This is a genomic window from Falsiroseomonas sp., from assembly GCF_051859025.1.
GTDB lineage: Bacteria > Pseudomonadota > Alphaproteobacteria > Acetobacterales > Acetobacteraceae > Falsiroseomonas.
Genome location: NZ_JBHYGL010000003.1, coordinates 141,766 through 167,039, shown reverse-complemented (window position 1 = coordinate 167,039; position 25,274 = coordinate 141,766). Strand labels below are relative to the sequence as shown.

25 protein-coding genes are annotated in these 25,274 nt (G+C 69.8%); 15 read left to right on the top strand and 10 right to left on the bottom strand.

Annotation, left to right across the window (positions count from 1 at the left end; all coding sequences use genetic code 11):
* Positions 1 to 828, top strand: an 828-nt coding sequence (locus tag ACTIE5_RS06910) for a tripartite tricarboxylate transporter substrate-binding protein (protein ID WP_439548959.1), incomplete at its 5' end; no start/stop codon positions are given.
* A gap of 28 nt (positions 829 to 856) precedes the next feature.
* On the opposite strand, the gene ACTIE5_RS06905 is transcribed toward ACTIE5_RS06910, so the two are convergent.
* From ACTIE5_RS06905 to ACTIE5_RS06890, 4 genes are all read right to left on the bottom strand, one after another.
* Positions 857 to 2,023 carry a hypothetical protein gene (locus ACTIE5_RS06905; RefSeq protein WP_439548958.1) on the bottom strand — a complete coding sequence of 389 codons (1,167 nt, stop codon included), beginning with the start codon at positions 2,021 to 2,023 and terminating at the stop codon, positions 857 to 859.
* Positions 2,024 to 2,100: 77 nt separating this feature from the next.
* Entirely contained in the window at positions 2,101 to 2,922 is an 822-nt protein-coding gene (locus ACTIE5_RS06900) for an HpcH/HpaI aldolase family protein (RefSeq protein ID WP_439548957.1), read from the bottom strand.
* A 106-nt stretch (positions 2,923 to 3,028) separates the two neighbouring features.
* A complete protein-coding gene (gene acnA / locus ACTIE5_RS06895) occupies positions 3,029 to 5,716 on the bottom strand; it encodes an aconitate hydratase AcnA (protein ID WP_439548956.1) in 2,688 nt (895 codons plus the stop codon).
* Positions 5,717 to 5,722: 6 nt separating this feature from the next.
* Positions 5,723 to 6,658: an isocitrate lyase/PEP mutase family protein gene (locus ACTIE5_RS06890; RefSeq protein ID WP_439548955.1), complete on the bottom strand. Its 936-nt coding sequence runs from the start codon at positions 6,656 to 6,658 to the stop codon at positions 5,723 to 5,725.
* Between the two features lie 158 nt (positions 6,659 to 6,816).
* On the opposite strand from ACTIE5_RS06890, the gene ACTIE5_RS06885 reads away from it, so the two are divergent.
* Genes ACTIE5_RS06885 through ACTIE5_RS06870 form a run of 4 tightly spaced genes read left to right on the top strand, consistent with a single transcriptional unit; the run spans position 6,817 to position 10,025 of the window.
* Positions 6,817 to 7,818, top strand: coding sequence for a Bug family tripartite tricarboxylate transporter substrate binding protein (locus ACTIE5_RS06885; protein WP_439548954.1), 1,002 nt, complete (start codon positions 6,817 to 6,819; stop codon positions 7,816 to 7,818).
* Complete coding sequence (locus tag ACTIE5_RS06880; RefSeq protein WP_439548953.1) at positions 7,815 to 8,798, top strand: Bug family tripartite tricarboxylate transporter substrate binding protein; 984 nt, start codon at positions 7,815 to 7,817, stop codon at positions 8,796 to 8,798. Before ACTIE5_RS06885 ends, ACTIE5_RS06880 begins: the two co-directional genes overlap by 4 nt.
* An 8-nt stretch (positions 8,799 to 8,806) precedes the next feature.
* Complete coding sequence (locus ACTIE5_RS06875) at positions 8,807 to 9,373, top strand: hypothetical protein (protein WP_439548952.1); 567 nt, start codon at positions 8,807 to 8,809, stop codon at positions 9,371 to 9,373.
* 10 nt (positions 9,374 to 9,383) lie between these two features.
* Positions 9,384 to 10,025 carry a GntR family transcriptional regulator gene (locus ACTIE5_RS06870; RefSeq protein WP_439548951.1) on the top strand — a complete coding sequence of 214 codons (642 nt, stop codon included), beginning with the start codon at positions 9,384 to 9,386 and terminating at the stop codon, positions 10,023 to 10,025.
* Between the two features lie 66 nt (positions 10,026 to 10,091).
* On the opposite strand, the gene ACTIE5_RS06865 is transcribed toward ACTIE5_RS06870, so the two are convergent.
* The 5 genes from ACTIE5_RS06865 to ACTIE5_RS06845 form a co-directional block, all read right to left on the bottom strand.
* On the bottom strand, positions 10,092 to 10,913 hold the full coding sequence (locus ACTIE5_RS06865) for an IclR family transcriptional regulator (protein ID WP_439548950.1): 822 nt from the start codon (positions 10,911 to 10,913) through the stop codon (positions 10,092 to 10,094).
* On the bottom strand, positions 10,910 to 12,013 hold the full coding sequence (locus ACTIE5_RS06860) for an alpha-hydroxy acid oxidase (RefSeq protein ID WP_439548949.1): 1,104 nt from the start codon (positions 12,011 to 12,013) through the stop codon (positions 10,910 to 10,912). The genes ACTIE5_RS06865 and ACTIE5_RS06860 overlap by 4 nt, the downstream gene beginning before the upstream one ends.
* Positions 12,014 to 12,770: 757 nt before the next feature.
* The gene (locus tag ACTIE5_RS06855; protein ID WP_439548948.1) at positions 12,771 to 13,742 is read right to left on the bottom strand and encodes a tripartite tricarboxylate transporter substrate binding protein; all 972 of its coding nucleotides are present in this window, start codon (positions 13,740 to 13,742) and stop codon (positions 12,771 to 12,773) included.
* A gap of 30 nt (positions 13,743 to 13,772) precedes the next feature.
* Positions 13,773 to 14,765: an NAD(P)-dependent oxidoreductase gene (locus tag ACTIE5_RS06850; RefSeq protein ID WP_439548947.1), complete on the bottom strand. Its 993-nt coding sequence runs from the start codon at positions 14,763 to 14,765 to the stop codon at positions 13,773 to 13,775.
* Entirely contained in the window at positions 14,762 to 15,472 is a 711-nt protein-coding gene (locus ACTIE5_RS06845; protein ID WP_439548946.1) for an amidohydrolase family protein, read from the bottom strand. Before ACTIE5_RS06845 ends, ACTIE5_RS06850 begins: the two co-directional genes overlap by 4 nt.
* 37 nt (positions 15,473 to 15,509) lie before the next feature.
* On the opposite strand from ACTIE5_RS06845, the gene ACTIE5_RS06840 reads away from it, so the two are divergent.
* Positions 15,510 to 16,244 carry an IS6 family transposase gene (locus ACTIE5_RS06840; RefSeq protein ID WP_439548945.1) on the top strand — a complete coding sequence of 245 codons (735 nt, stop codon included), beginning with the start codon at positions 15,510 to 15,512 and terminating at the stop codon, positions 16,242 to 16,244.
* Between the two features lie 247 nt (positions 16,245 to 16,491).
* Here ACTIE5_RS06840 and ACTIE5_RS06835 read toward each other — a convergent pair whose 3' ends face one another.
* Positions 16,492 to 17,400, bottom strand: coding sequence for a LysR family transcriptional regulator (locus tag ACTIE5_RS06835; protein WP_439548944.1), 909 nt, complete (start codon positions 17,398 to 17,400; stop codon positions 16,492 to 16,494).
* Positions 17,401 to 17,561: 161 nt separating this feature from the next.
* On the opposite strand from ACTIE5_RS06835, the gene ACTIE5_RS06830 reads away from it, so the two are divergent.
* The 9 genes from ACTIE5_RS06830 to ACTIE5_RS06790 all read left to right on the top strand — a co-directional run bounded on the left by ACTIE5_RS06830 (position 17,562) and on the right by ACTIE5_RS06790 (position 25,264).
* The gene (locus ACTIE5_RS06830) at positions 17,562 to 17,759 is read left to right on the top strand and encodes a (2Fe-2S)-binding protein (RefSeq protein WP_439548943.1); all 198 of its coding nucleotides are present in this window, start codon (positions 17,562 to 17,564) and stop codon (positions 17,757 to 17,759) included.
* A 10-nt stretch (positions 17,760 to 17,769) separates the two neighbouring features.
* Positions 17,770 to 19,122 (top strand): benzoate 1,2-dioxygenase large subunit, encoded by a 1,353-nt coding sequence (gene benA, locus ACTIE5_RS06825; RefSeq protein ID WP_439548942.1) that lies wholly within the window; start codon positions 17,770 to 17,772, stop codon positions 19,120 to 19,122.
* Between the two features lie 11 nt (positions 19,123 to 19,133).
* Positions 19,134 to 19,655 carry a benzoate 1,2-dioxygenase small subunit gene (benB, locus tag ACTIE5_RS06820; protein ID WP_439548941.1) on the top strand — a complete coding sequence of 174 codons (522 nt, stop codon included), beginning with the start codon at positions 19,134 to 19,136 and terminating at the stop codon, positions 19,653 to 19,655.
* Positions 19,656 to 19,670: 15 nt separating this feature from the next.
* A complete protein-coding gene (benC, locus tag ACTIE5_RS06815) occupies positions 19,671 to 20,699 on the top strand; it encodes a benzoate 1,2-dioxygenase electron transfer component BenC (protein ID WP_439548940.1) in 1,029 nt (342 codons plus the stop codon).
* Positions 20,696 to 21,475: a 1,6-dihydroxycyclohexa-2,4-diene-1-carboxylate dehydrogenase gene (locus ACTIE5_RS06810; protein WP_439548939.1), complete on the top strand. Its 780-nt coding sequence runs from the start codon at positions 20,696 to 20,698 to the stop codon at positions 21,473 to 21,475. The genes benC and ACTIE5_RS06810 overlap by 4 nt, the downstream gene beginning before the upstream one ends.
* 38 nt (positions 21,476 to 21,513) lie before the next feature.
* Positions 21,514 to 22,443 (top strand): catechol 1,2-dioxygenase, encoded by a 930-nt coding sequence (gene catA / locus ACTIE5_RS06805; RefSeq protein ID WP_439548938.1) that lies wholly within the window; start codon positions 21,514 to 21,516, stop codon positions 22,441 to 22,443.
* Positions 22,444 to 22,558: 115 nt separating this feature from the next.
* Entirely contained in the window at positions 22,559 to 23,719 is a 1,161-nt protein-coding gene (locus tag ACTIE5_RS06800) for a muconate/chloromuconate family cycloisomerase (RefSeq protein WP_439548937.1), read from the top strand.
* Between the two features lie 11 nt (positions 23,720 to 23,730).
* The gene (catC, locus tag ACTIE5_RS06795) at positions 23,731 to 24,012 is read left to right on the top strand and encodes a muconolactone Delta-isomerase (protein WP_439548936.1); all 282 of its coding nucleotides are present in this window, start codon (positions 23,731 to 23,733) and stop codon (positions 24,010 to 24,012) included.
* 49 nt (positions 24,013 to 24,061) lie between these two features.
* Positions 24,062 to 25,264, top strand: a complete 1,203-nt coding sequence (locus ACTIE5_RS06790) for an ABC transporter substrate-binding protein (RefSeq protein WP_439548935.1) — start codon at positions 24,062 to 24,064, stop codon at positions 25,262 to 25,264.
* The last annotated feature ends 10 nt before the right edge of the window (positions 25,265 to 25,274 follow it).

Sequence of the window (25,274 nt, the reverse complement as noted above, 5' to 3'; positions counted from 1 at the left end):
CCGCCTTCGACGTACCGTCAAGCCGCGATCGCCGTGGGGCCCAGACGACGGTTACTAGACAACCGGCCCGGCGGCAACACGCTCATCGCGACCGAGGTGGCGTCGCGGGCTCCGGCGGACGGCTACACGCTCCTCCAGCAAACGAACAACCTTACGATCAACCCGCACCTTCACCCGCGCGCCCCGGTCCACCCGTTGCGGGACTTCATCCCGCTAAGCCTCGTCTCGCGCGCCCCTCACATCCTCATCGTCAACAACGACGTGCCCGCGCGGACGGTGAACGAGTTGGTAGGGCACCTCCAGTCGCGGCCGCGTGATCTGAACTTCGGCACCGGCGGTACCGGGACGACGAACCACATCGCCGCGGAACTCTTCATGAAAGCCACTGGTACGGCGATGGAACACATCCCCTACCGCGGCGCGTCGGAGTACATGAACGACCTCCTGGGTGGGCGGGTCCACCTGGTTTTCGCCGGCTCCGCGCAGGCGCTGCCATTGGTGCAGCAGGGCGCCGTGCGCGCCCTGGGGATCACGGGACGTAACCGTTTCCCGGACCTGCCGGACCTTCCAACCCTGCTCGAAGCCGGGCTGCCCGTCGAGATTTACTCTTGGACCGGCTACCTCGCACCCGCCGGCACGCCGGAGCCAATCGTCGCGAAGATCGCCGAGGAACTGCGGGCAGCGTCGCGGAACCCGCGTCTCCGGGCCATGCTCTCGACGCAAGAAGTCATCGGATCCAGCCGGGAGGAGTTCGCCGATTTCCTGCGCGCGAACATGGCGCAGATGGGCGAGCTGCTCCGAAGCATCGGTCCCGGCAGGCTGACCTGACGAAGCGCCGCGCCGCGGGGTGGCGTCCTCATCGCTGCTGGTCCATCCGGCGGAAGCGCTGGACGCGCTGCCCCGTGTCCACCTCGGTGATGTAGAGGCTGCCCTGGCTGTCCACGGCGATGTTATGCGGCACGTGGAACTGCCCGGCCTGCCGCCCCGCGCGGCCGAAGGTGGAGAGGATCTCCCCGTCGCTGCGCCGGATGACCCGCGCCACGGCGTTGGAGTTGTCCACCGAGTAGAGGAAGCGCTGCTCCGGGTCCGGGGAGGGAACGAGGTCGGCGACGGAGCCGTTCAGCCGCGTCCGCGGCGCGATCAGGTGCTCGGAGACGAAGGTGCCGTCGCGGCGGAACACCTGGTAGCGGTCGTTGGTGCGATCGCACACGTAGACCAGCCCGTCGCGCGTCAGCCGCACGCAGTGCACCGGGCTGGCGAACTGGCGGGACCGCGGCCGGTCCGGGTCGTAGGGGGAGGTCGGGCCGTAGGCGGGGTCGCCGCCGTCGAGCGGGCGCTCGCCGTAGGCGCCCCAGTGGCGCTTGTAAGCGCCGGTCACGCTGTCGAACACGATGATCCGCCGGTTGCCGTAGCCGTCGGCGACGAACAACTCGCGCGCCTGGGTGTCCACCTCCACGTCGGCCGGGCGGTTGAGGTTCGCGGTGTCGTCGTTGCCGCGCGACTGGCCGGCGCGGCCGATCTGCGTAACGAAGCGGCCGTCGAGGGTGAACTTGAGGATCTGGTGGTCGCGCGGGCCGTTGCCGGCGAGCCAGACGAAGTCCTCGGCGTCCACGTGGATGCCGTGCTCGGTGCCGGGCCACTCGTAGCCCTGGCCGGGCCCGCCCCAGTGGCGCAGCAGGTTGCCGGCGGCGTCGAACACCAGCACGGCGGGGGCGCGGACGCAGCAGGTAGTGGCGGGCGGGGTGCGTTCCGCCTGGAGCTGGCGCTCGGCGATGGAGGCGGGGCGGTGGACGATCCAGACGTGGTCGCGCTTGTCCACGGCCACGCCCGCGACCTGCCCGATGATCCAGTTGTTCGGCAGCGCCTTGGGCCAGAGGGGATCAACCTGAAAGTCGGGCGGGACGGTGACGGCCGGGCCGCAGGCGGCGCAGCCGGCGGCGGCGGGCGGCTGCGCCGCGACCGGCGCGCAGGCGAGGGCGGCACCGACGCCGAGCAGGGCGCGCCGCGTGAGATGGGTCCACATGCCTCGTTCCTCCCAATCCGCGAGAACCGGCCGCAGCGTGCGGAGTTCCTGCCTCCGCTGGCAAGCGCCTTCGGCGGTCAGGGCCTCATCCCGCGCACGTCGCGCGCGCGGGCGGAGGCGCCGTTCAGCAGGAAGGACAGGTCCGTGCCGGCGGAGACGAAGCGCGCGCCCATCCGCAGGTACTGCCTGATCAGCTCCGGCCGTCCCGCAAGGCCGCCGATGCCCACGTGCTTGCCCCGCGCGCGGCAGGCGGCGATGACGCGCTCGTAGGCGTCCCGCACGCGCGGGTGGTCGGCCTGTCCCGGAAGCCCCATGCTGTTCGTCAGGTCGCTGGTGCCGACGAAGAGCATGTCCAGCCCTTCCACCGCGGCGATCTCCTCGACGCGCTCCAGGGCGGCCAGGTTCTCGACCATCGCGACCACCATCGTCGCCGCGTTCAGCGCCGCGTAGGTCTCCGCGGTGGGAAAGCTGCGGTAGCGCAGGGCGTAGAGCTGCCCGCCCGGCGCGGAGCGGTTGCCCCAGGGCGGGAAGCGCGCGGCGGCGACGAGCTGGCGCACCTCCTCAGCCGTCTCCACCTCCGGCGCGATGATGCCGAGGGCGCCGCCGTCGAGGGCGCGTCCCACGTGCTCCGGCCGGATGCTGGGCACGCGCACCATGGGCGTGATGCCGATCGGCAGCGCGGCCTGGCAGATCGCGCCGACCTGCTCGTCGGTGAAGGTGCTGTGCTGCATCTCCACGTAGAAGGCGTCGAAGCCCGCCGCGGCCGCGAGCTGCGCGATCTCCATCGTGCGGACCAGCCGCACGCTCATGGACACCGTCACCTCGTCCCGCGCCAGCTTCTCCTTCAGGTGATTGCGGATCAGGTCTGCGGCCCGTGGTGCGGGTGATGGTTCCGACATGCTCTGCGCTCTCCCCGGGCGGGTTACGGCAGCGGATGACAGAGCAGCACTGGCGCTCGCCAAGATGGCGCGTCTCCACATCGTTGCCCCTCTCCCTCTCACCGAATTACGAAACCGACGCGGATTGCCGCGCCGTCCCGGCCAAGTCTCGCATGGCGTAAGGCAGGATGCCGCCGTGGCGGAGCCAGTCCGCCTCGCGTCCCGTCTCTATCCGCGCGATCAGGGGAAGCGGTTCGTTGCGGCCATCGGCCCGGTGCAGACGCGCCCCCACCACGCGCCTTGGCGCGAAACCCTCCAGCGCGTCGGGGATGTCGAAGGTCTCGCTCCCATCCAGGTTCAACGCGGCGGCCGTGATGCCCTCCGAAAGTTGCAGAGGCAGCACGCCCATGCCGACGAGGTTGGAGCGGTGGATGCGCTCGAAGCCCTCGGCGATCACGGCGCGCACGCCGAGCAGCCGCGTGCCCTTGGCCGCCCAGTCGCGGGAGGAGCCGTTGCCGTAGTTCTTCCCGGCCACCACGACGAGGGGCACGCCTTCCCCATGGTAGCGCGCGGCGGCGTCGGGGACGGTCATCCGGTCTCCACTCGGCTGGTGGGTGGTGACGCCGCCCTCCGTGCCGGATGCCATGAGGTTGCGGATGCGCGGGTTGGCGAAGGTGCCGCGGATCATGACCTCGTGGTTCGCGCGGCGGCCGATGTAGGTGCCGAACTGCTTGGGCGTTAGACCCTGTTTCGCCAAGTGGGCACCGGCCGGGGTGTTGGGCGGGATCAGGCCGCCGGGCGAGATGTGATCCGTCGTCACGTTGTCGCCCAGGATCAGCAGCGGGCGGGCGCCTTGGATCGCCCCGGCGGGGGCGGCGGCGTCGCCTTCCAGGAAGGGCGGTAGCCGGATGAAGAGGCTGGCCGGGTCCCAAGGCAGCAGCGGCCCCTCGGCGACCGGGAGCGCTGCCCATTCGGGTCCGCCGTCGGCCATTGCACCGTAGACGCGGCGGAACAGGTCGGCAACGAGGCTGGCCTCCATGGCGGCACGGATCTCCGCGTCCGCGGGCCAGAGGTCGCGCAGGAAGACGGGCTCCCCCCCGGGATCCAGGCCCAGCGGCTCGGTCGTCAGGTCGCGCAGCGTCGTGCCGGCGATCGCGTAGGCAATGACGAGGGGCGGCGAGGCAAGGTAGGTGCCGCGCACCTGCGGGTTCAGGCGCCCCTCGAAGTTGCGGTTGGTGGAGATGACGCCGAGGGTGACAAGGTCGCCCTCGGCGATCTCGCGGGAAACGGGTTCGGCCAACGGGCCGGCGCCGCTGCCGCAGGTCATGCAACCGTAGCCGATGACGTGGAAGCCGGTCTCCGCCAAGGGCGCGAGCAGCCCTGCGCGCTCCAGCATGGCGGTGACGACGCGCGAGCCGGGGGAGATGGACGCCTTCACCCAGGGCTTGGCGCGCAGGCCGCGCGCGACGGCGTTGCGCGCCAGCAGCCCGGCCGCGACCACTTGGAACGGGTTGGCGGTGTTGGTGCAGGACGCGATGGCGGCGATGACCACGTCGCCGTGGCGGAGCGGGCGCGCTACTTCCGCCACGGGGGCGGCGGGCGCCTTCCCCACGCGGTCGGCGAAGGCGAGCCGGAGGCTGGCGGGAACGCCGGAGAGGGGCACCCGATCCTCTGGCCGGCTGGGGCCGGCGAGGGAGGGTTCCACGGCATCGAGGTCGAACTCCACGACGCGCGGGTAGTCCGGCGGCCCATCGCCCGGTTCCCGCCAAAGGCCCTGGGCGCGGCAGTACGCCTCCACCAAAGAGACCTGCGCGGGGTCGCGGCCGGTCTCCGAGAGGTAGCGCACCGCCTCCGCGTCCACGGGGAAGAAGGCCATGGTGGCGCCGTACTCCGCGGCCATGTTGGCCAGCGTCGCTCGGTCCGGCAGGGACAGCGCGTCCAGCCCGGGGCCGAAGAATTCCACGACCGCGCCGACCACGCGCGCGCGGCGCAGCACCTGCGTCAAGGTCAGCACCACGTCCGTCACCAGCGCGCCCGGCCGCGGCTGCCCGGCCAGGCGGCAGCCCACCACCTCCGGCATGAGCAGGGAGACGGGCTGGCCGAGGAGAGCCGTCATCGCCTCGATGCCGCCCACCCCCCAGCCGAGCACGCCGAGGGCGTTGATCATCGGCGTGTGGCTGTCGGTGCCCACCAGGGTGTCCGGGAAGGCGAGACGCCGCCCGTCGCGTTCCGCCGTCATCACCCCGTGCGCGAGGTACTCGAGGTTGAGGTGGTGGACGATGCCGTTGCCCGGCGGCACCACGCGCAGATTGGCGACCTGCGACATGGCCCAACGCACCACGCCGTAGCGCTCCCGGTTTCGCTCCATCTCCCGCCGCAGGTTGGCGGAGAAGGCCTCGGGCGATCCCGTGAACTCCGCGGTGACGGAGTGGTCCAACACGAGGTCCACCGGGATGACGGGGTTGGCGCGGCGCGGGTCGAGCCCGCGCGCGGCGATCGCGTCCCGGATCATCGCGAGATCAATCAGCAGCGGGATGCCGGAGGAATCCGGCATCAGCACGCGGGCCGGGTGGAAGGCGACCTCCTGTGCCGCGTCGCCGCCCTTCGGCCAGCGGGCCAGCGCCTCGATCTGCTCGGCCATGACGGTCAAGCCGTCCTCGTGGCGCAGCAGGTTCTCCAGCAGCACGCGGAGCGAGAAGGGCAGGCGCGACAGGTCCGCGCCCAGCCGCGCCCCCAGCGCCGGCAGGCTGAAGAAGTCCCATTCGCCCTCGCCGACCGGGAGGCGGCGCAGCGTGCCGAAGCTGTCCCGCGACACGGCCGGCTACTCCGCGGCCGACTTGATCAGTGAGGCGGCGCCGATGAAGCGCGCCTCGAGTTCCCGGATGCGGGCGATGCCCATGAGCTGATTCAGCTCGTCGAAGGGGACCTGGAGGTCGGGGCGCTCGATCACCCGCCCCTCCGTGAGGGACTGGGTGAAGACGGCCATGGCGTTCTTCATGCCCTGGATAGCGGCGGAGGTCAGCAGACGCGGGTAGGAGGCGACTCTCACGCCCATGTCCTCCAACTGCCGGGCGGAGAGGAGCGGGGTGGTGGGGCGGCTGCGAATGCCGAAGCCCATGTTCACGGCGAGCGGGCGGATGACTTCCTTCGCGGCCGTCGCGATGTCCTCCGCGGAGAGGAGCGCGTCGGCGAAGAGCACGTCGGCGCCGGCCTCGGCGTAGAGGTTCAGGCGGCGGATTGCCTCGCCCAGGCCGTGGATGGCGGTGGAATCGGTGCGGGCGCGGATAACGAAGCCGGGGTCGCGGCGAGCCTCGGCGGCGGCGCGGATCTTCTCCACCCCCTCCTCCGCCGAGATGACGGACTTGCCGGCCATGTGGCCGCAGCGCTTCGGCCAGGCCTGGTCCTCGATCATGACGCCGGCGAGGCCGGCGCGCTCGAAGCCCTGCACGGTGAAGTACACGTTCACCGCGTTGCCGTAGCCGGTGTCGGCATCGGCGTTCAGCGCGAGGCCGCAGCAGGCGGCGATGGCAGCGGAGGAGCGGAGGTTCTCCTCGTAGCCCATGAGGCCGACGTCGGCCCAGCCAAGGTTCGTCTCGCTGAGGCCGGCACCGGAAATGCCAGCGGCCTCGAAGCCGAGGCTCTCGACCAAGCGGGCGGAGAAGCCGTCGTAGACGCCGGGCATGACGAGAATGCCGGGGCGGGCCATGAGGGCGCGCAGGCGGGCGCCGGGCGAGCGGGGGGCGGCGGGAGTGGTCATGGAAGGTTCCTCCAGCGTGTGGGAATGAGTGTTGACAGTTTCAGGGCGCGGTCAAGTGCAATTTCCGTAATTGAGGCCAAACTACCCTTAGTGACGTTCAATCAGGTGTTGACACTTTCGGATGTGGTCGGCAGCCTACGGACAAATCGGAGGAAACAATGCACGAGACGCCCCGCGTTCCCTGGGCCATCCCACGCCGGTCCCTGCTCCTCGGGACCATGGCGGCGCCGCTGCTCGGGCGTGCGGTCCGCGCGCAGGACTTCCCGGCCCGCTCGATCCGCCTCGTCGTCTCCTACCCGCCCGGCGGCTCGGGGGACGCGGTCGGGCGGCTGGCCGCCAACCTCTGGTCGCCGATGCTCGGGCAGGCCGTGGTCATCGACAACCGCGCCGGCGCGGGCGGCAACGTGGCGGGGGAGTTCACGGCGCGCGCCCCGGCAAACGGCTACACGCTGCTGGTTGCCGGGCAGGCGCTGCTTGCGATCAACCGCGCGCTCTACCGCAACCTGTCCTTCGATCCGGCAACGGACTTCACCTTCATCGGCATGATCGCGGCCTACCGCAACGTCCTCGTCGCCAGCCGCAGCGCGGCGCCGGCGGAGACGGTGGCGGCGCTGGTGGCGCTCGGCCGGCAGCGCCCGGGCGGGATCAGCTACGGCTCCAACGGCGTCGGCTCCTTGTCCCACCTGACGGCGCAGGTGATGGCAAGCGCGGCGGGGGCGGAGTTCCTGCACGTGCCCTACCGCGGCGCGTCGCCGCTGCTGACCGACCTCACCGCGGGGCGGATCGGCTTCTCCTTCACCGGGGCGCCGACGGCCGTGCCGCTGCTGTCCGACCCGCGGCTGCGGGCGCTGGCGGTCACGGGCACCACGCGCCTGCCGCAGCTCCCCGACGTGCCGACGATGGTGGAACTCGGCTTCCCGGAGCTGGACTCGCCCGTGTGGTTCGGCGTCGTCGCGCCCGCCGCGACGCCGGCGCCGGTGCTGACGCGGCTGCGCGAGACCTTCGCGGCCGCCGCGTCCTCTCCCACCTGGCGCGCGGCGCTTGACGCGCAGGGCGCGGAGGCGTTGGTGATCCCGCCGGATCAGGCCGACGCCTTCCTGGCGCGGGAGCGCGAGATCTGGGCGAAGGCCGTGCGCTCCAGCGGCGCGACGGCGGAGTGACAGCCATAGCGACCATCCCGAACCTCGGCCGGCGCGCGCTGCTCGCCGCCCTGACTGCCACCGTCGCGGAGCGCGCGCGGGCGCAGGGCACCTACCCGGTCCGGCCCATCCGGCTGATCGTCGCGGCGCCGCCGGGCGGTGGGGGCGACACGGTGGGGCGGCTCGTGGCGGGAGGGCTCTCGACGCGGCTGGGGCAGCCCGTCGTGGTGGAGAACCGGGCGGGCGCGGCGGGGAACATCGGGGCGGAGGCGCTGGTCCGTGCCGCGCCCGACGGCTACACGCTGCTGCTGCCCTTCACCGGGCACGTCATCAACCCCTCGCTGTTCCGGCGCCTGCCCTTCGACCCCGTGCGCGACTTTGCGCCGGTCGCGCTGGTGGCCAGCAACCAGACGGTGTTGGTGGTGCGGACGAACTCTCCCTACCGCTCCCTGCAGGACCTGATCGCGGCGGCGAAGGCGGCGCCGGGGAGGCTGAACGGCGGTTTCCTGCCCGCCTCCACCCAGCACCTGGCGACGGAGATGCTCTTCCATCAGGCCGGAATCGAGGCGGTGGGCGTGCCCTACCGCGGCAACGCCCAGGCCATGAACGACCTGCTCGGCGGCTCGCTGGACTTCATGTTCTACACCATGACGGCCGTGCCGCAGATCGAGGCCGGGCAGTTGCGGGCACTGGTGGTGACGGAGCCGCGCCGGTCCCGCCTTCTGCCCGACGTGCCGACCACGGCGGAGGCAGGGCTGCCGGACCTCGTCGCGCCCGGCTGGTACGGGCTGCTGGCCCCGGCCGGCACGCCGGCACCCGTGATCGCGAGGCTGAGCGAGGCGGTGCGCACCGTGCTGGCAGAAGAGGAGGTACGGACCCGGCTGGCCGCCATCGGCTGCGAGCCGCTGGCCTCCACGCCGGAGGAGTTCGTGGAGTTCATCCGGCGGGAGATCCCGCGCTGGGCCTCCGTGGTGCGCGCGGCCCGGATCGAGCCGCAATGAGGGCTAACTTGGACGCGATGAGCCGACCCCCGCTCGACCTACGAGAGTTCTATCCGCAGCTGGCCGAGATCAAGGACGATGCGCTGCGCCAAGGCGTGCGTGACGTGTTCGACGACCTCTGGGCCGCGTCGCGCTGGGAGAGCCTCGCGGACCTGCCGGTGTCCGGCGAGATCCCCTATCCCAACCTGCCGCACACCCAGTGCATCGTGACCATGGCGCTGTCGGTGGCGGACGCGCTGACGGCCCATCATGGCACGAAGATCGACCGGGACCTGCTGATTGCCGCCGCCATCCTGCAGGACGCGAGCAAGTTGGTGGAGTACGAGCCGGGGTCCGACGGCAAGGCGGTGCGGACCGAGATCGGCAAGAGCTACCCGCACGGCTTCTGGTGCGCGCACCTCGCGGCGCGGCGCGGGGTGCCGCACGCGGTGTCTCACATCACCATGACGCACGGCTCTGCCGCGCCGAAGTTCCCGGACTCCATCGAGGGAAAGATTCTTTACTTCGTGGACCAATTGGACGTGATCGCGGTGTTCGGGGATCGCTGGAAGAAGCACCTGATGATCTCGAAGTAAGGCGCGGAGCGTGGACGCGATCCCGCCGCCCTCGCCCGAGGCGCCCAATCTGGCCGAGCGGGCGCTCGAGATGATCCTGTACCTCATCCGCCAAGGCGAACTGGCGCCGGGCGCGGAGCTGAACGAACTGGACTTGGCGCGGCGCTTCGGCATGAGCCGGGGGCCGGTTCGGGAAGCGGTGCGGCGGTTGCAGGGCCGCAAACTGGTGACGCGCGAACCCTACCTTCGGGCGCGGATCGCGGCGCTAGGGCTGGAGGAACTGCGCGAGATCTTCGAATTGCGCGAGTGCCTGGAGGGCATGGCCTGCCGGCTGGCGACCGAGCGCCTGCCCGACGCGGTGCTGCGGGCGAACCGTGAGTCGATGGAAAGTCCCGCGACGCCGGCCTTCGACTTCCACGTCGCGGTCGCGCAGGGGTGCGGCAACGCGCGGATCGCGGAACTCCTCTCGGTGGACCTCTACGACCTTGTGCGCCTGTACCGCTGGCGCTCCGGCGCCGTGCCGGGGCGGCGGGAGGAGGCGCGGCAGGAGCATTGGCAAATAGCCCGCGCCATGGAAGGGCGGGACGCGCTGCTGGCCGAGTCCCTCATGCGCGCGCACATCCGGAGCGCCTGGCGGATCCTGGAAGCGGACGTGTCCACCTCCTGTCGCTAGGTGCATGCGTTTGTCGTCCGGTACGGCACTCCTCCGCAACACACTGCGTCCGGTCGGGGGTGCGTGTCAGGGCAGGTGCGTGGTGATACGCGCGGCGGCGGCCTTCAACTCATTGATGATGGTGGCCGGCTCCCCGTCGGGGAGATCGGCGATGGCAAGGGTCCAGGTAAGACTCGCCCTGACTTCCCCCTCCTCCCGCGGCAGGATCGGTACCGCGACGGCCGCCAGAAGCGGGTGGTAGCGTCCGATCGTCACGACGTGCCCGTCGCGCCGCATCCCCAACAATTCCCGCCGGAACGATTGCCAATTCTCCGCGAGACGGCTGCGCGCGATCTCGGCGCCGCGTTCCAGGTAGAGGCTCCGAATCCGATGCGGGGTGAGCATCGCGAGAATCGCAAGGGAGGCCGCGCCGTGAAAAAGGGGAAGGGGGGTGCCGCGGGTCCGGCGCAACCTGACGACCTCGCCCGCCACGTTAATCTCCTCCGGGCCCTCCCGGTGCAGGCACAGGACGCGATCGCGGTAGAGGCTAGATAGGAGGACGACGGAGTTGCCGTTTATGGCGGCGAGGCGGGGCATCTCCTGCTGCGCGGCCCCCAGCAGCGGGTCGGTCCGCACCATCAATCGCTCGAGTTCGACGATGCGCGGTCCGAGCGTGTAGAGCGACCGGCCCGCCTGCGCGACGAGTCCGACGTCGCAGAGGATCTTGAGGTAGCGGTAGGCGGTGGATTTCCTGTAGCCGAGCCGCTCCATCACGTCCTCGGCCCGGATCAGCGGCACCTCGTCCCCGAAAAGATCGAGGATGTCGAAGGCCCGGCTGATGCTGCCCTCGCCACGACCGCTGGCCCGCTCGGCCGCGGCGGGCGGTCCCTCGTCCAGCGTCGCGCTCACGGAGCTGCGAAACCCGGCGGTAGCCGCAGCACGTCCGGGGAGAGATCCCCGACCCGGCTGCTGCCGACCTGGCCCATGACCCGCCGGATCTCGTCCCGCAGGATATCCAGCACCCGCTCCACCCCCGCCGGGCCGGCGGCCGCGACCCCGTAAAGCGGCGCCCGGCCGACGAGCACCGCTGCGGCACCGAGGGCAAGCGCCTTCACCACGTCGCTCCCGCGAGTCACGCCGCTGTCCAGCAGGACCGGCACCTTGCCGTCTAGTCGCTTCAGCACGGCGGGCAGGGCCATGATGGGAGGAATGCTGGAATCCAGCACCCGGCCGCCGTGGTTGCTCACGATCACGCCGTCAGCGCCGCACGTCGCTGCCTTCGCCGCGTCCTCCGGATGCAGCACGCCCTTGACGAGCAGACGGCCAGACCAGCGGCGGCGCAGGTCGCGCAGGTCGTCCCAGGATAGGGAGTCGGCTTTCGGCATGGCGCGACCCATCGGCGCGGCCGTCATCCGGGCCTGCATGTCGGTCGGATAGTTGCGGTAACGCGGCATGCCCGTTGTGAGCATGTAGCGCGCCAGCACGCCCGCGAGCCAGCGGGGGTGCAGCGCCACGTCCAGCACGTTCCGAGGGGTGAAGCGGAAAGGGATCGTGAAGCCGCTCCGCAAGTTGTACTCGCGGTTGGACGGGACGGCGGTGTCAACGGTGACCACGAGAGCCTCGAACCCCGCCTTCGCCGCGCGGTCCACGAGGGCGTGCGACATCGCTCGGTCCGGCCACATGTAGAGCTGGAACCAGAGCGTCCCGCCCGCCCTGGCAGCGACCTCCTCCATGCTCGTCAGCGACCCGGTGGCAAGGGTGAAGGGGATGCCGGCCTTCGCGGCGGCGCGGGCGAGGGCGACCTCTCCGTCATGCCAGAGCAGCCCCGCGGCGCCGGTCGGCGCGATGACGAGGGGCATCCCCACTGGTGCGCCGAACAGCGTCGTCGCCGGGTCGCGCCGGGACACGTCCGCCAGGACACGCGGGACAAGGTGGATGGCGCGGAAGGCCGCGCGGTTGGCCTCCAGCGCGAACTCGTCCTCGGCACCTCGGTCCACGAAATCGAACAAGCCGCGCGGTGGACTTGCCCCGCTTTAATGGAGAGGCATTGGGTCAGGTAAGGCGAGCCCGCCCGTGCTGCGCTCCAACCTGCACCGGTCTGAAAACCAGCACCACGCGGTAGTCCTCCTCGCGCTCGATCTAGCGGTGCCCGTAGGCAGGATGGATGGCCACTTCCTCACCCGCTGTACGCCGCCCCCACTAACGAAGCCCGGTGCATCGGCCTGCGGGCGGTCCACGAGTTCCACTTGGTCTGGGCGGGCTCGGCATCGGTGACAGAGCAGCCGGGCAACGATGTCGCCGACCGTCCGATCGGCTCCGAGATCGCGGGCCAACATCCGGCATGGTCACCACTTCGCGTGCTCGCAGACCGGACACCGGAAGACGAGCCACCACTCGCTGGCCTCGGCAAGGGTGCTGGCGGCGAAGGGAATCGGGGCCATCCACGATGCTGCAATACGAACATAAACGGAACATGTTCCGGGTTGCCGGCCTGATTAGCGAGGCCGTCCAGCAGGGCTAACCCGCGATAAGTCCCGCTTACCGCGGGTGAGTAGGGGCTTGCCCCAATCGCGGCAGGCCAAGTCTGAACCAGGAGAATCAGACGCTTACCCTCCTGTGGATTGGCACGCTGTGGGACCCCGCGTCGGCATGGGGGTCCCACTCGCGGATATCGGCGGAACAATGCCTTTCGCGGTAGCCCCCACGCTAAAAGGGGTCTCGCTCGCGTGCTTGTCCACAACTATCCCAATGAAGGTGGCCCGCCGCTCAATCCGCCCGGATGTTGGCGCGCCTTACGACGCCAACCCATTTCTCGATTTCGGATCGCACATAGGCAGCGAAGTCGTCGCCGCCCACCGTCATCGGCTGCATGCCGAGGTCGGACAGGCGGCTCTGCATGTCCGGTGCGGCCAGGGTTTTGCGGGTCGCCGCCTCGACGCGGCTGACAATGGCAGGTGGCGTCCCGGCGGGCGCGAAGAGGCCGACCCAGGTACCGGTATCGAAGCCCGGCAGCGTCTCCGCCACCGCCGGCACGCCCGGCAGCTCTGCCACGCGCGTCGGCGAGGTCACGCCGAGCACGCGGAGCTTGCCGGCCCGGATATTGGGCAGCGAGGTCGGCAGGGTGTCGAACATGAGGTCCACCTGTCCCGCTAGCAGGGCGGAAGCCGCCGGCGCCGGGCTACGAAAGGGGACATGAAGCAGGTCGATGCCGGCCATTGACTTGAACAGCTCGCCGGCCAGGTGGCTGGTCGTGCCATTGCCGCCGGACCCGTAGGTCAGCTTGCCCGGCTGGGCCTTGGCCATGGCGATCAGCGCCGGCACGCTTTCCGCGGCGACCGAGGGATGCACGGCCAGCACGAGCTGACCGCTGGCGACCCCTGCCACGGCGACGAAGCTGCGCAGCGGATCGTAGGGCAGCGTCGCGTAGAGACCGACATTCATCGCATGGGTGCTGATGGTGCCGAGCAGCAGGGTGTTGCCGTCGGGCGCGGCCTGGGCGGCGGTTTCGGTGCCGATCAGCCCGGCGGCGCCGGCGCGGTTGTCGACCACGACGGGCTGGCCGAGCTCCTGCGACAGCGCCTGGGCGATCAACCGCCCCGCGATATCCGTGAAGCCGCCGGGCGCAAAGGCGACGATCAGGCGAATTGGCCGGTTTGGCCAGCGCGCCTCCTGCGCCACGGCCGCGGCAGGTGCCAGGGCCAGCAGTCCCAGCAATGGGCGTCGTGCAATCTTGCTCATGTTCGTTCCTCCCTGTTTCAGTCGTTGATGTCAGCGCTGTAGTGTCTGCCAGCGCGTCGCTTCGGCGGCATTCACCGCGTTCTCTGGCATCCGGCCGGCGGCGAGGGCCGCGACCTGGCGCACGGTATCCTGGATCTGATGCTCGCGGGCCTGCGCGGTCAGGCCGCCGACATGCGGCGTCGCCACGACATCCCGCCGCGCGATCAGCCGCGGCGAGGGCATCTGGTCCGGCGCCATGCCGACATCCAGCCCGGCGCCGCGCAGATGGCCGGCCTCCAGCGCTACTTCGTCCACCAGCTCGCCACGCGACAGGTTCACGAAGCCGGCGCCACGTCGCATCGCCGCGAAGGCCGCAGCGTCGAACATCTGCAGCGTCTCCGGCGTCGAGGCCGCGAGGCAGACAACGAAATCGGCGCCCGCCAGCACCTCGGTCAGGCTTGCCGCCGTGACACCCGGCGCGTCCGGCCGATTATGCGGATCGAAAGCCAGCACCTGCATCCCGACGCCCTGGGCAATGCCCGCCAGCCGCTGCGCGATGCGGCCGAAGCCGACGATCCCCACCGTCGATCCGCGCAGCTGCATGCCCTTGACCGGCACCGGCGCAAGGCCGGCGCGCCAGACATCGCGATAGCGCGAGACCCCCCGCGCCAGGTCGATCATCAGACCGAGCCCCAGCTCCGCCACGGAATCGCTGAACCCCGCGGTGGCGCGGGTCACCAGCACGCCATGGGCGGAGGCGGCGGCGACGTCGATAGTGCTGATATCCACCGCCCCGCGCAGGAAGGCGACGAGGTCGGGCGCATGGGCAAAGGTGTCGGCGGTGCCGGGGGCGGATCGATGGGCGATGATCACCGGGCAGCCCGATACGGCCTCCGCCAGTTCCCGTCCGGCCAGCACGCGTCCCGTGCGGTTGCGGACGATGTCGGCTTGCTCCCGCAGCCCCGCCAGGCCGGTCTCGCTGTAGTAGTTGGCGAGCTCGTCGTCAGTATAGGTCAGGAAGACCCGCAGCCGATTGGCGGTCATCGGTCGGTCTCCGCGAAGCCGCAGAGGGAGGCAGGGTTGTCGACCAGCAGCAGCTGACGCTCGGTCTCCGACGGCACCCAGTCCGCCAGCAGGTCGAGCAGCTGCGCGTCGTCGGGCAATGGCTTCTCGCCCGTGGTGGCGGCGGGATGCGGCCAGTCCGTGCCCCAGACCACGCGCTGCGGCGCCGCCTGCTGCCAGGCGCGTAGCACGGCGCCGGTATCGGCACAGGCCGGCGCGCCGACGCGCGTGTCGTGATAGGCGCCGGACAGCTTGACCCAGGTGTTGCCGGCATCGACCAGGCCGCGCAGAAGCGCCCAGGCGGGGTGGTCCTGCCAGCCCGGGGCGCCGAGGCGCCCGAGATGGTCGATCACCAGCGGCAGCGGCAGCCGCTTCAGCGCGTCGCCCAGTGCCACATGGCCTTCGGGCATTGTGTGCAGCTGCAGGTGCCAGCCGAGCGGCGCCACGCGCTTCGCCAGGGCTTCCAGGACCTCGACGCCGGCGCCGCCGATGCGGGTCATGTTGAAGCGCAGCCCGCGCACACCCGCCGCGTCCATCGCCCGCAGCTCCGCATCGGGGACGCGGCCGTCGACCACGGCGACGCCGCGGGCGATGCGGCCGAGCTGGCCCAGCGCATCCAGCAGGCAGGCATTGTCGGTGCCATAGGTCGAGGGTTGCACCACCACGCAGCGCGTCGGGTTCTGTTGCATCCTTTGCGGCTTGGTCCAATCGGCGCGAAGCTTTGGCATGGCAAGACGGCAGCTGGAGAAGTTTTGGGCGGATCTGACCTTCAAGGGCCGGCAGTTCACGGCTGAGGTGATCCTGTGGGCGGTCCGCTGGTACCTGATGTTCCCGATCAGCTACCGTGGCCTCGAACTCATGCTGCAGGACCGTGGCGCCGAGATCTCCCACACCACGATCTTTCGTTGGATCCAGGCCTACGCGCCGCAACTTGAGAAGCGACTGCGGCCGCACCTGTGCAGGCGCAACGGCTCGTGGCGGGTCGACGAGACCTACGTTCGTGTGAAGGGTCGCTGGACCTACCTCTATCGCGCCGTCGACAGCAGCGGGCAGACGATTGACTTCCTGCTTGCCGCGCATCGCGACGCGACCGCGGCCAAGCGGTTCTTCCGCAAGGCGCTGGGGCAGCCGCACACGGTCACGCCCCGCACCATCACGGTTGACAAGAACCCGGCCTACCCGCGCGCCGTGGCCGACATGAAAGAGAACGACGTGCTGTCGCGCTTCACCCGAACGCGACAATGCAAATATCTGAACAACATTGTCGAGCAGGACCATCGTAGCGTGAAGCGGCTGATCCGACCGGGGCTCGGCTTCGGGAGCATGCGCACAGCGCGACGAACGCTGGCGGGCTACGAGGCCATGGCGGTGATCAGGAAGGGGCAGGCTCATCAGATCGGCGGCCGCAACATGCAAGCTCAGGCCGGCTTCGTCGCCGCGCTGTTCGGCGGCGCCGCCTGACCGAGCGCGGTGAAGGCGTAGCCGCAGGCCAATCAAAACATTGCAACAGAACCGTTTCACGAAACCTGCGGTTCCGCGGCGTTACCGACGCAGCGCAGTTGTGACGTTGGGACGCCGACTGGAGAAGCGGTGGTAGCTGGAATCCACCGTTCTCTGGCGGGCCGGCGTTCCTGCAGAGCCAGCTCGCACACTATCCACTTCCGGGAACCGATGACAGCAGGCCGCCGGTCGTCCAGGGGGCCGAATATCACGCACCGAAGGTGATCCCCTCCTTCTTGTACATATCCTTCACGATGCGGAGGATCAGGCCGATCTCCGGCGAGCGGTCGCCCTTGCGTGTGCTCATGATGATCGGCGAGACCGCGCCTGGCTCGTCGAGGCGGCGATACACGACGTTGTCGCGCCGTAGTCGCTCCACCGAGGCGGGGACGATGCAGACGCCGGTGTCAGCCGCGACCAGGCCGAGCGCCGTCTGCAGTTCGCGCACCTCGTGCACGTGCTTCGGCTTGAGATCGCGTTCCCGGAACAGCGCCAGCACCTGGTCCGCGTAGCTCGGGCGCGGCGCCTTCGGGTAGACCACCAACGCGTCGCCAGCGAGTTCCTCCAGTTTCAGCAGCCCCGTACGTGACGACAGGCGGTGCGTCAGCGGCAAGGCCACGCAGAGCTTCTCGTTGCGCAGGACGGTGCGCTCGACCGCCGCGTCATTGAAGGTGATCCGTCCGAAGCTGACGTCGATGCGGCCCTCCTTCAGCGCCGCGACCTGCTCGATCGTTGTCATCTCCAGCAGGGTGAGTTCGACCTCCGGACGCGCAGCACGGTATCGCCGGATAACGTCCGGCAGGTAACCGTAGAGCGTCGACGCGACGAAGCCGATGCCCAGGCGCGTCAGCTCCGCGTCGCGCAACCGCGCGACCATGGCCTTCATCTCATCCATGCGATCAAGCACCTGCACAGCCTGCTCGAACAGAAGCCGCCCCGCATCGGTGAGCGCGAGGGGCCTGCTAGCACGGTCGAGCAGGGCCACGCCGAACTCGTCCTCGAGTTGCTGGATCGCCCGGCTCAACGGCGGCTGGGCGATGTGCAGCTTCTCGGCGGCGCGGGTGAAGTTCCGCTCCCGCGCCACAGCCACGAAGTAGCGGAGCTGGCGCGAGTCCACGCGATACCTCCCAGGTATTGTTCCGACCTTTTTAGTCTTGGAAAAGCGTTACGGAAAGAAGGCATTTGGCCGGGACGGAGGAAACACAATGTCCCAGGTAGCGCGCCAGGAGCAAAGGCCGACCCCGCCCCGCCCTACGGGCCAGGGTTGAGGGCGGCACCATGTTCCTCTGCCTGTGCAACGCCCTGACGGACACGCAGATCGCCGAAGCGATCCACCAGGGCGCCCGCCGGCCGCGCGAAGTCCATGCCCGCTGCGGCTGCCGCGCCCAGTGCGGCCGCTGCACGACGTCCATCGTCAAAGCGCTTCGGGCCAGCGTCGCCACGCCGCCCGGCCACCCAACCAAGCAAGACCGATAGGAAGCCGTCCATGCTCGACTCTGTGCAGACCACCGTGAATACCGCGCTTGAGGACGATGCCGCCAAGGGCGTCTTCCGCGTGGCGCGCGACATCTTCACCGATCCCGAGCTGTTCGAGCTCGAGATGCGGCACATCTTCGAGGGCAACTGGATCTACCTGGCGCATGAGAGCCAGATCCCGGCCAACAACGACTACTTCACCACCACGATGGGCCGCCAGCCCATCTTCATCGCGCGCAACCGCCAGGGAGAGCTGAACGCCTTCGTCAACGCCTGCAGCCACCGCGGAGCGATGCTCTGTCGCCACAAGCGTGGGAACAAGGCGACCTACACCTGCCCCTTCCACGGCTGGACCTTCAACAACAGCGGCAAGCTGCTGAAGGTGAAGGATCCCAACGATGCCGGGTATCCCGAGAGCTTCAACAAGAACGGTAGCCACGACCTGACCAAGGTCGCGCGGTTCGAGAGCTATCGTGGGTTCCTCTTCGGCAGCCTGAATGCGGATGTGAAGCCGCTGGCCGAGCACCTCGGCGAAGCGACGAAGATCATCGACCTCATCGTCGATCAGTCCCCGGATGGGCTCGAGGTACTGCGCGGCGCCTCCACCTATATCTATGACGGCAACTGGAAACTCCAGACCGAGAACGGCGCGGACGGCTACCACGTCAGCGCCGTGCATTGGAACTACGCGGCCACCACCAGCCGTCGCAAGGAAGCCGCGCAAGCAGACACCACACGCGCGATGAGTGCCGGCGGCTGGGCGAAGGGCGGCGGCGGCTTCTACTCCTTCGAGCACGGCCACCTGCTGCTCTGGACCAACTGGGCGAACCCCGAGGATCGGCCGAACTGGGAACGGCGGGAGGAACTGGCCGCGCAGTTCGGCCAGGCGCGCGCGGACTGGATGGTGGGCCGCAGCCGCAACCTCTGCCTCTACCCGAACGTCTACCTCATGGATCAGTTCTCCTCGCAGATCCGCACCTATCGCCCGATCTCGGTCGATAAGACGGAAGTCACGATCTACTGCATCGCGCCGAAGGGCGAGGCGCCGGACGCCCGCACGCACCGCATCCGCCAGTACGAGGATTTCTTCAACGCATCCGGCATGGCGACGCCGGACGACCTCGAGGAATTCCGGGCCTGCCAGATGTCCATGGGCGCACGTGCCGCGCGCTGGAACGACATGACACGCGGCGCGCAGCACTGGATCCCCGGCCCCGATGCGGCCGCGGAGGCCATCGGCCTCAAGCCGATCATGAGTGGTGCCAAGACCGAGGACGAGGGGCTCTTCGTCGTGCAGCACAAATACTGGCAGGAGGCGATGCAGCGCGCGCTGTCCGCTGAGCCTTGCAAGACCCAGGGCTGAGGAGGAACGCCATGTCCATCGCGATCGATGTTCCCGCCCGCAACGCCTTCACCGTCCAGGACGCGACGCAGTTCCTGTATCGGGAAGCACGCGCCCTCGACGACAAGGACTGGGATTCCTGGCTCGCGCATTACGCGCCGGACGCCGAATTCTGGATGCCGGCCTGGGACGATGACGACAGGCTGACCACGGACCCGCAGACCGAGATTTCGCTGATCTGGTACGGCCACAAGGGCGGGCTCGAGGATCGTGTCTTCCGCATCAGGACCGAGCGCAGCAGCGCGACAAGCCTGCCGGAGCCGCGCACCTCCCACAACATCAGCAATGTCGAGATCCTGGAGCAGGCGGGCGGGTTGACGAAGCTGCGCTTCAACTGGGTGACCTTCAGCTTCCGCTACAAGACGACCGACACCTATTTCGGCACGTCCTTCTACACCATCGACACGACGGGCGAGCGGCCGCTGATCCGCACGAAGAAGGTCGTCCTGAAGAACGACTACATCCACCACGTCGTCGACATCTACCACATCTGAGCGGGGCGAACGGTCATGACCCACAGCATCGCGCTCAACTTCGAGGACGGCGTCACACGCTTCATCGAGGCGCGTGCCGGCGAGACGGTCGCCGACGCCTCCTACCGCCTCGGCATCAACATCCCGCTCGACTGCCGCGACGGCGCCTGCGGCACCTGCAAATGCCGCGTGGAATCCGGCCGCTACGATGGCGGCAGCTATATCGAGGATGCACTGACCGAGGAGGAGGCCGCGTCGGGCCTCGCGCTCGCCTGCCAGATGCGCCCCGAGAGCGACCTGGTGCTGGCGATCCTGGCATCCTCGGCGGTCTGCAAGACGGCGGGGCAGAGCTTCGCGACGGTGCTGCGCGGCGTGGAACGGCTTTCGGAGACCAGCATCGCCTTCACGCTCGACGCACCGGCGGGCCTCACCTTCCTGCCCGGCCAGTACGTCAACCTGCGCGTGCCGGGCACCGACGAGCGGCGCTCCTACTCCTTCAGCTCGGCGCCGGGCGATGCGACGCTGTCCTTCCTGGTGCGCGACATCCCGCGCGGCCGGATGAGCACCTGGCTGCGCGAGGGCGCGGAGCCAGGCACGTCGATGGAGTTCACCGGCCCTGCCGGCAGCTTCTACCTGCGCGACGTGAAGCGGCCGCTGCTGTTCCTGGCCGGCGGCACCGGCCTCGCGCCGTTCCTGTCCATGCTCGGGAAGCTGGCCGCGGCGGGGACATCGCAGCCGGTACACCTCGTCTATGGCGTGACCAACGACCTGGACCTGGTGGGCGTGGCGGATCTTGAAGCCTTCGCGGCCCGCATCCCCGGCTTCACCTTCTCCACCTGCGTCGCGGCCGAGGACAGCGCGCACCCGCGCAAGGGCTACGTCACGGCGCATGTGCAGCCTCTCCACCTGCATGGCGGCGAGGTGGATGTCTATCTCTGCGGCCCGCCGCCGATGGTGGATGCGGTCCGCGCCTGGCTTGCCGCGCAGGGCGTGACGCCAGCCAATTTCCACTACGAGAAATTCTCGCCGAGCGCGCCGACCACGACCGGGAGGCTCGCGGCGTGAGGACCTTCACGGGACGCTTCGCCGGCAAGGCCGCCCTCGTCACCGGCGCCGCCCAGGGCATCGGCCGCGAGGTCGCGCTGCGCCTCGCGCGCGAAGGGGCCCGCGTCGCGATGGTGGACCGATCCGACCTCGTCGAGGAGGTGCGGCGGGAGGCGGGCGGCGATGCCATCGCCATCACCACGGACCTCGAAGCCTTCGCCGGCGCGACCGAAGCCGTGGCGCGTGCGCGGGCCGCCTTCGGGCGCATCGACATCCTGGTCAACAATGTCGGCGGCACGATCTGGGCGAAGCCCTTCGCCGAATACGAGGAATCGCAGATCGAGGCGGAAATCCGCCGCTCGTTGTTCCCCACGCTCTGGTGCTGCCGCGCGGTACTGCCGGCGATGCTGGAAGCGGGCGGCGGCGTGATCGTCAACGTCTCCTCGGTCGCGACGCGCGGCGTGAATCGCGTGCCCTATTCCGCGGCGAAGGGCGGGGTGAATGCGATCACCGCGAGTCTCGCGATGGAATATGCCGGGCATGGCATCCGCGTCTGCGCCACGGCGCCTGGCGGCACCGACGCGCCGCCGCGTCGCGTGCCGCGGAACGCCGCGCCGCGCAGTGCGGATGAGGACCGCTGGATGCAGCAGGTGGTGGACCAGACCAAGGCCTCCAGCCTGCTGCATCGCTACGGCAGCATCGAGGAACAGGCGGCGGCGATCCTGTTCCTGGCCTCGGACGAGGCCTCCTACATCACCGGAGTCACCCTGCCCGTCGCGGGCGGGGACCTCGGCTGACCTACCCGACCAACCAACCCCAAGCGGAGGATTCAGCGATGACCGACAGCCTGATGGAGACCAAGGAAGTCAAGGACCTGCTGATGAAGGTCAGCAACCTTGGCGACGGCAACGGCGACGTGCGCCTGAAGCGCATCGTGCACCGCGTGGTGTCCGACCTGTTCCGCACGATCGAGGATTTCGACGTGCAGCCCGACGAATTCTGGTCCGCGATGGCCTATCTGACGCGGCTCGGCCAGGCGAATGAGACCGGGCTGCTGGTGCCGGGCCTCGGGATCGAGACCTTCCTCGATCTGCGCCTCGACCAGGCGGAGCTGAAGGCGGGCATCGAGGGCGGCACGCCGCGCACCATCGAAGGCCCGCTCTGGATCGAAGGCGCGCCGCTGTCGAAGGGCGAGGCGCGGCTGGATGACGGGACCGAACAGGGCGAGGTGCTGTTCATGGACGGCCAGGTCCGTGACATGGACGGCAAGCCGGTGGCCGGCGCCATCATCGATGTCTGGCACGCGAACACGCTCGGCGGCTATTCCTTCTTCGACCCGAGCCAGGCGAAGTACAACCTGCGCCGCCGGATCGAGACCGATGCCGAGGGGCGCTACCGCTTCCGCTCCATCCTGCCCGCCGGCTATGCCTGCCCGCCGGACGGCGTGACGCAGGAACTGCTGAACCATCTCGGCCGCCACGGCCACCGCCCCGCCCATATCCACTTCTTCGTGGTGGCGCCCGGCTACCGCAAGCTGACGACGCAGATCAACATCGACGGCGACGAATACCTGCACGACGACTTCGCCTTCGCCACCCGCGACGGCCTCATCCCCGAGGTGCGCCGCGTGGACGATGCCGAGAAGGTGCGGGCCAAGGGCCTGAACGCGCCCTACGCCGAGATCACCTTCGACTTCGTGCTGCATGCCGAAAGCGACGTAGCGCCCGCCACCGTCGTGAACCGCGCCCACGCCCCGGCGGGCTGAGCGCGCACGGCCCGGCCCTTCGTCACGGCCGGGCCCTTCCTTTCCCACGATGGATGAGACCTGGCGGCGCGCAGCCTGCGCGCCGTCTCCCCCGACTGCGCCCCGAGTGGAGCCCATGATGCCCGACAGCCCGATGACCATCCCGGCCGATTTGCGGCGCGACCTCAGCATCCACACCATCCGCAGCACGATTGTCGATGTGCCGACGGTGCGCCGTCACAAGCTTTCGTCGCTGTCGGTCACCGCGCAAAGCTACGTCATCGTCGAGGTCCGGCTGGCGAACGGCGCCGAGGGCATCGGCGAGGCGGCAACCCTCGGCGGACCCCGTTGGAGCGAGGAGAGCGTCGAGGCGATCAAGGCCAATATCGACGCCCATCTGGCGCCCGCATTGATCGGCCACCGCGCCGACCGGTTCGAGGCGACGGGCGCCTTGCTCGACGCCGCCGCGAAGCGCAACAACGCCGCCAAGGCGGCAATCGACACGGCGCTGTTCGATGCCGTCGGCAGGACGCTCGGCGTTCCCGCGCATCTGCTGCTCGGCGGCCTGGTGCGGGACAGCGTGCCGGTGCTCTGGACGCTCGCTTCCGGCGATCCCGTGCAGGAGATCGAGGAGGCCGAGGCGAAGCTCGCCGCGCGGCTGCACGATACCTTCAAGGTGAAGATCGGCGCCTTGTCGCCCGAAGCGGATCTGGCGCGGATGCGCCGCCTCACCACGGCGCTGGCCGGCCGTGCGCGCTTCATCGTCGATGCCAACCAGGCCTGGGACGAGACGACCGCCAATCGCTGCCTGCCCGTGCTGGCCGATCTTGGCGTGACGCTGGTCGAGCAGCCCCTGCCGGCCTGGAACGTCGCCGGCATGGCACGCGTGCGGGCGCGCTCGGCGGTGCCGCTGATGGCCGATGAATGCGTCTTCTCGACGCATGACATGCTGGGCGTCGCGCAGGCCGCGGCTGCCGATGTCGTATCGCTGAAGCTGGTGAAGCATGCGGGGCTGCTGAACCTGCACAAGGTCGCGGCGGTCGCGGAAGCCGCCGGCATCGGCCTCTACGGCGGCTGCCTGCTGGAGAGTTCCATCGGCGCCGCGGCGCATCTGCAGGCCTTTGCCGGCCTGCGCGACCTCGCCTGGGGCTGCGAGCATTTCGGGCCGCAGATCCTGACCGACGACCTGGTCGAGGAGCCGCTGCGCTTCGAGGATTTCCGCGTCCACCTGCCGTCCGGTCCCGGCATCGGCGTGACGCTCGATCGCGCCAAGCTGCGCCATTACGCGCGCGGCTGAAGGAGGCAGTCATGCTCTATCACATCCGCATGGACGTCCATGTTCCGCGCGACATGGACCCCGCCGAGTTCGCCAGGCTGAAGGCCGCCGAGAAGACGCGCGCCGAGGCGCTGCAGCGCGAGGGCAAGTGGCGCCATTTGTGGCGGATCGCCGGCGCCTACGCGAACTACAGCGTCTTCGACGTGGCCGACCATGACGAGCTGCACGCCATCCTCGGCACGCTGCCGCTCTTCCCCTTCATGGACATCCAGGTGACGCCGCTGGCGCGCCACCCCTCGGCGATCGCCGACTGACCACGCCCAGCAAGAACCAGCTGAACCAATGAACAGAGAGGACACGGACATGAACCCGAACACGACATCCACCGTCTCGCGCCGCACGCTGCTTGCCGGCGCTGCCACCACCCTTGCCGCGGGCGCGCTGTCCCGCCCTGCGCTCGCCCAGGGCGCGGCGCTCCGCATCGGGCTGATGCTGCCTTTCTCCGGCACATTCGCCTCGCTCGGTGAGAATATCGCGGCCGCCTTCGAGATGTACCTGGCGGAGAAGGGTGGGCGCCTCGGCGGCCGCACGATCCAGGTCGTGCGGCTCGACGATGAATCCGACCCGGCGAAGTCGGTGCAGAACGTCAACCGCCTGGTCGGCCGGGAGCGCGTCGGCGCGATGGTCGGCACCGTGCATTCGGGCGTGGTGATGGCGATGGTGCAGGCCTCCCGCGAGCGTGGCATTCCGCTGATCATCCCGAACGCCGGCAACGCCGCGGCGACGCGTGAACTCTGCGCGCCGACGATCTTCCGCACCTCCTTCACCAACTGGCAGCCGGCCTTCGCCATCGGCAAGTCGCTCGCCGACCGTGGCGTGCGGCGCGCGGCCTGGGTGACCTGGGACTATGCGGCGGGCAAGGAGGCGACGGAGGGCTTCCGCGAGGGCCTGCGCTCGGGTGGCGCGGAACTGGTGCGGGAGCTGACGCTGCCCTTCCCGGAAAACAACTTCCAGCCGATCCTCGCCCAGATCGCCGGCCTGAACGTGGAGGCCGTGGGTGCCTTCTTCGCCGGTGGTGGCGCGGTGCAGTTCGTGCGCGACTATGCCTCGGCCGGCCTCAAGGATCGCATCCCCCTCGTCGGCTCGGGCTTCCTCACGGAGGGGACGCTCACCGCCCAGGGCGCGGCCGCCGAGGGCGTGCGCACGGCGCTGCACTACGGTGACGGCATCCAGACCGAGCGCAATATCGGCTTCCGCCGGGCCTTCCGGGAGCGCACCGGTCGTGAGGCCGACGTCTACGCGGTGCAGGGCTACGATGCGGGCCAGCTGCTCGCGACGGGGCTCGAGGCGACGCGCGGGGACATCGCCGCGGAGCGCGCGCTGGTCGCCGCGATGCGGAGTGCGCGCATCGACAGCCCGCGCGGCACCTTCACCCTCTCGCCGCAGCACAACCCGGTCCAGGACATCTACCTGCGAGAGGCGCGCGGCGGCCAGAACCTGGTGGTCGGTGTCGCCGCCGCCCAGCTGGCCGATCCAGGCACCGGCTGCCGCATGCCGACGGCCTGAGCCGCGGCAC

What these genes read in the sequence shown, in the direction of transcription:
- ACTIE5_RS06905 (WP_439548958.1), bottom strand. Translation starts at nt 2,023, where the DNA reads ATGTGGACCCATCTCACGCGGCGCGCCCTGCTCGGCGTCGGTGCCGCC.
- ACTIE5_RS06900 (WP_439548957.1), bottom strand. Translation starts at nt 2,922, where the DNA reads ATGTCGGAACCATCACCCGCACCACGGGCCGCAGACCTGATCCGCAAT.
- ACTIE5_RS06890 (WP_439548955.1), bottom strand. Translation starts at nt 6,658, where the DNA reads ATGACCACTCCCGCCGCCCCCCGCTCGCCCGGCGCCCGCCTGCGCGCC.
- ACTIE5_RS06885 (WP_439548954.1), top strand. Translation starts at nt 6,817, where the DNA reads ATGCACGAGACGCCCCGCGTTCCCTGGGCCATCCCACGCCGGTCCCTG.
- ACTIE5_RS06855 (WP_439548948.1), bottom strand. Translation starts at nt 13,742, where the DNA reads ATGAGCAAGATTGCACGACGCCCATTGCTGGGACTGCTGGCCCTGGCA.
- ACTIE5_RS06850 (WP_439548947.1), bottom strand. Translation starts at nt 14,765, where the DNA reads ATGACCGCCAATCGGCTGCGGGTCTTCCTGACCTATACTGACGACGAG.
- ACTIE5_RS06845 (WP_439548946.1), bottom strand. Translation starts at nt 15,472, where the DNA reads ATGCAACAGAACCCGACGCGCTGCGTGGTGGTGCAACCCTCGACCTAT.
- ACTIE5_RS06840 (WP_439548945.1), top strand. Translation starts at nt 15,510, where the DNA reads ATGGCAAGACGGCAGCTGGAGAAGTTTTGGGCGGATCTGACCTTCAAG.
- ACTIE5_RS06830 (WP_439548943.1), top strand. Translation starts at nt 17,562, where the DNA reads ATGTTCCTCTGCCTGTGCAACGCCCTGACGGACACGCAGATCGCCGAA.
- benA (WP_439548942.1), top strand. Translation starts at nt 17,770, where the DNA reads ATGCTCGACTCTGTGCAGACCACCGTGAATACCGCGCTTGAGGACGAT.
- benB (WP_439548941.1), top strand. Translation starts at nt 19,134, where the DNA reads ATGTCCATCGCGATCGATGTTCCCGCCCGCAACGCCTTCACCGTCCAG.
- benC (WP_439548940.1), top strand. Translation starts at nt 19,671, where the DNA reads ATGACCCACAGCATCGCGCTCAACTTCGAGGACGGCGTCACACGCTTC.
- catA (WP_439548938.1), top strand. Translation starts at nt 21,514, where the DNA reads ATGACCGACAGCCTGATGGAGACCAAGGAAGTCAAGGACCTGCTGATG.
- ACTIE5_RS06800 (WP_439548937.1), top strand. Translation starts at nt 22,559, where the DNA reads ATGATGCCCGACAGCCCGATGACCATCCCGGCCGATTTGCGGCGCGAC.
- catC (WP_439548936.1), top strand. Translation starts at nt 23,731, where the DNA reads ATGCTCTATCACATCCGCATGGACGTCCATGTTCCGCGCGACATGGAC.
- ACTIE5_RS06790 (WP_439548935.1), top strand. Translation starts at nt 24,062, where the DNA reads ATGAACCCGAACACGACATCCACCGTCTCGCGCCGCACGCTGCTTGCC.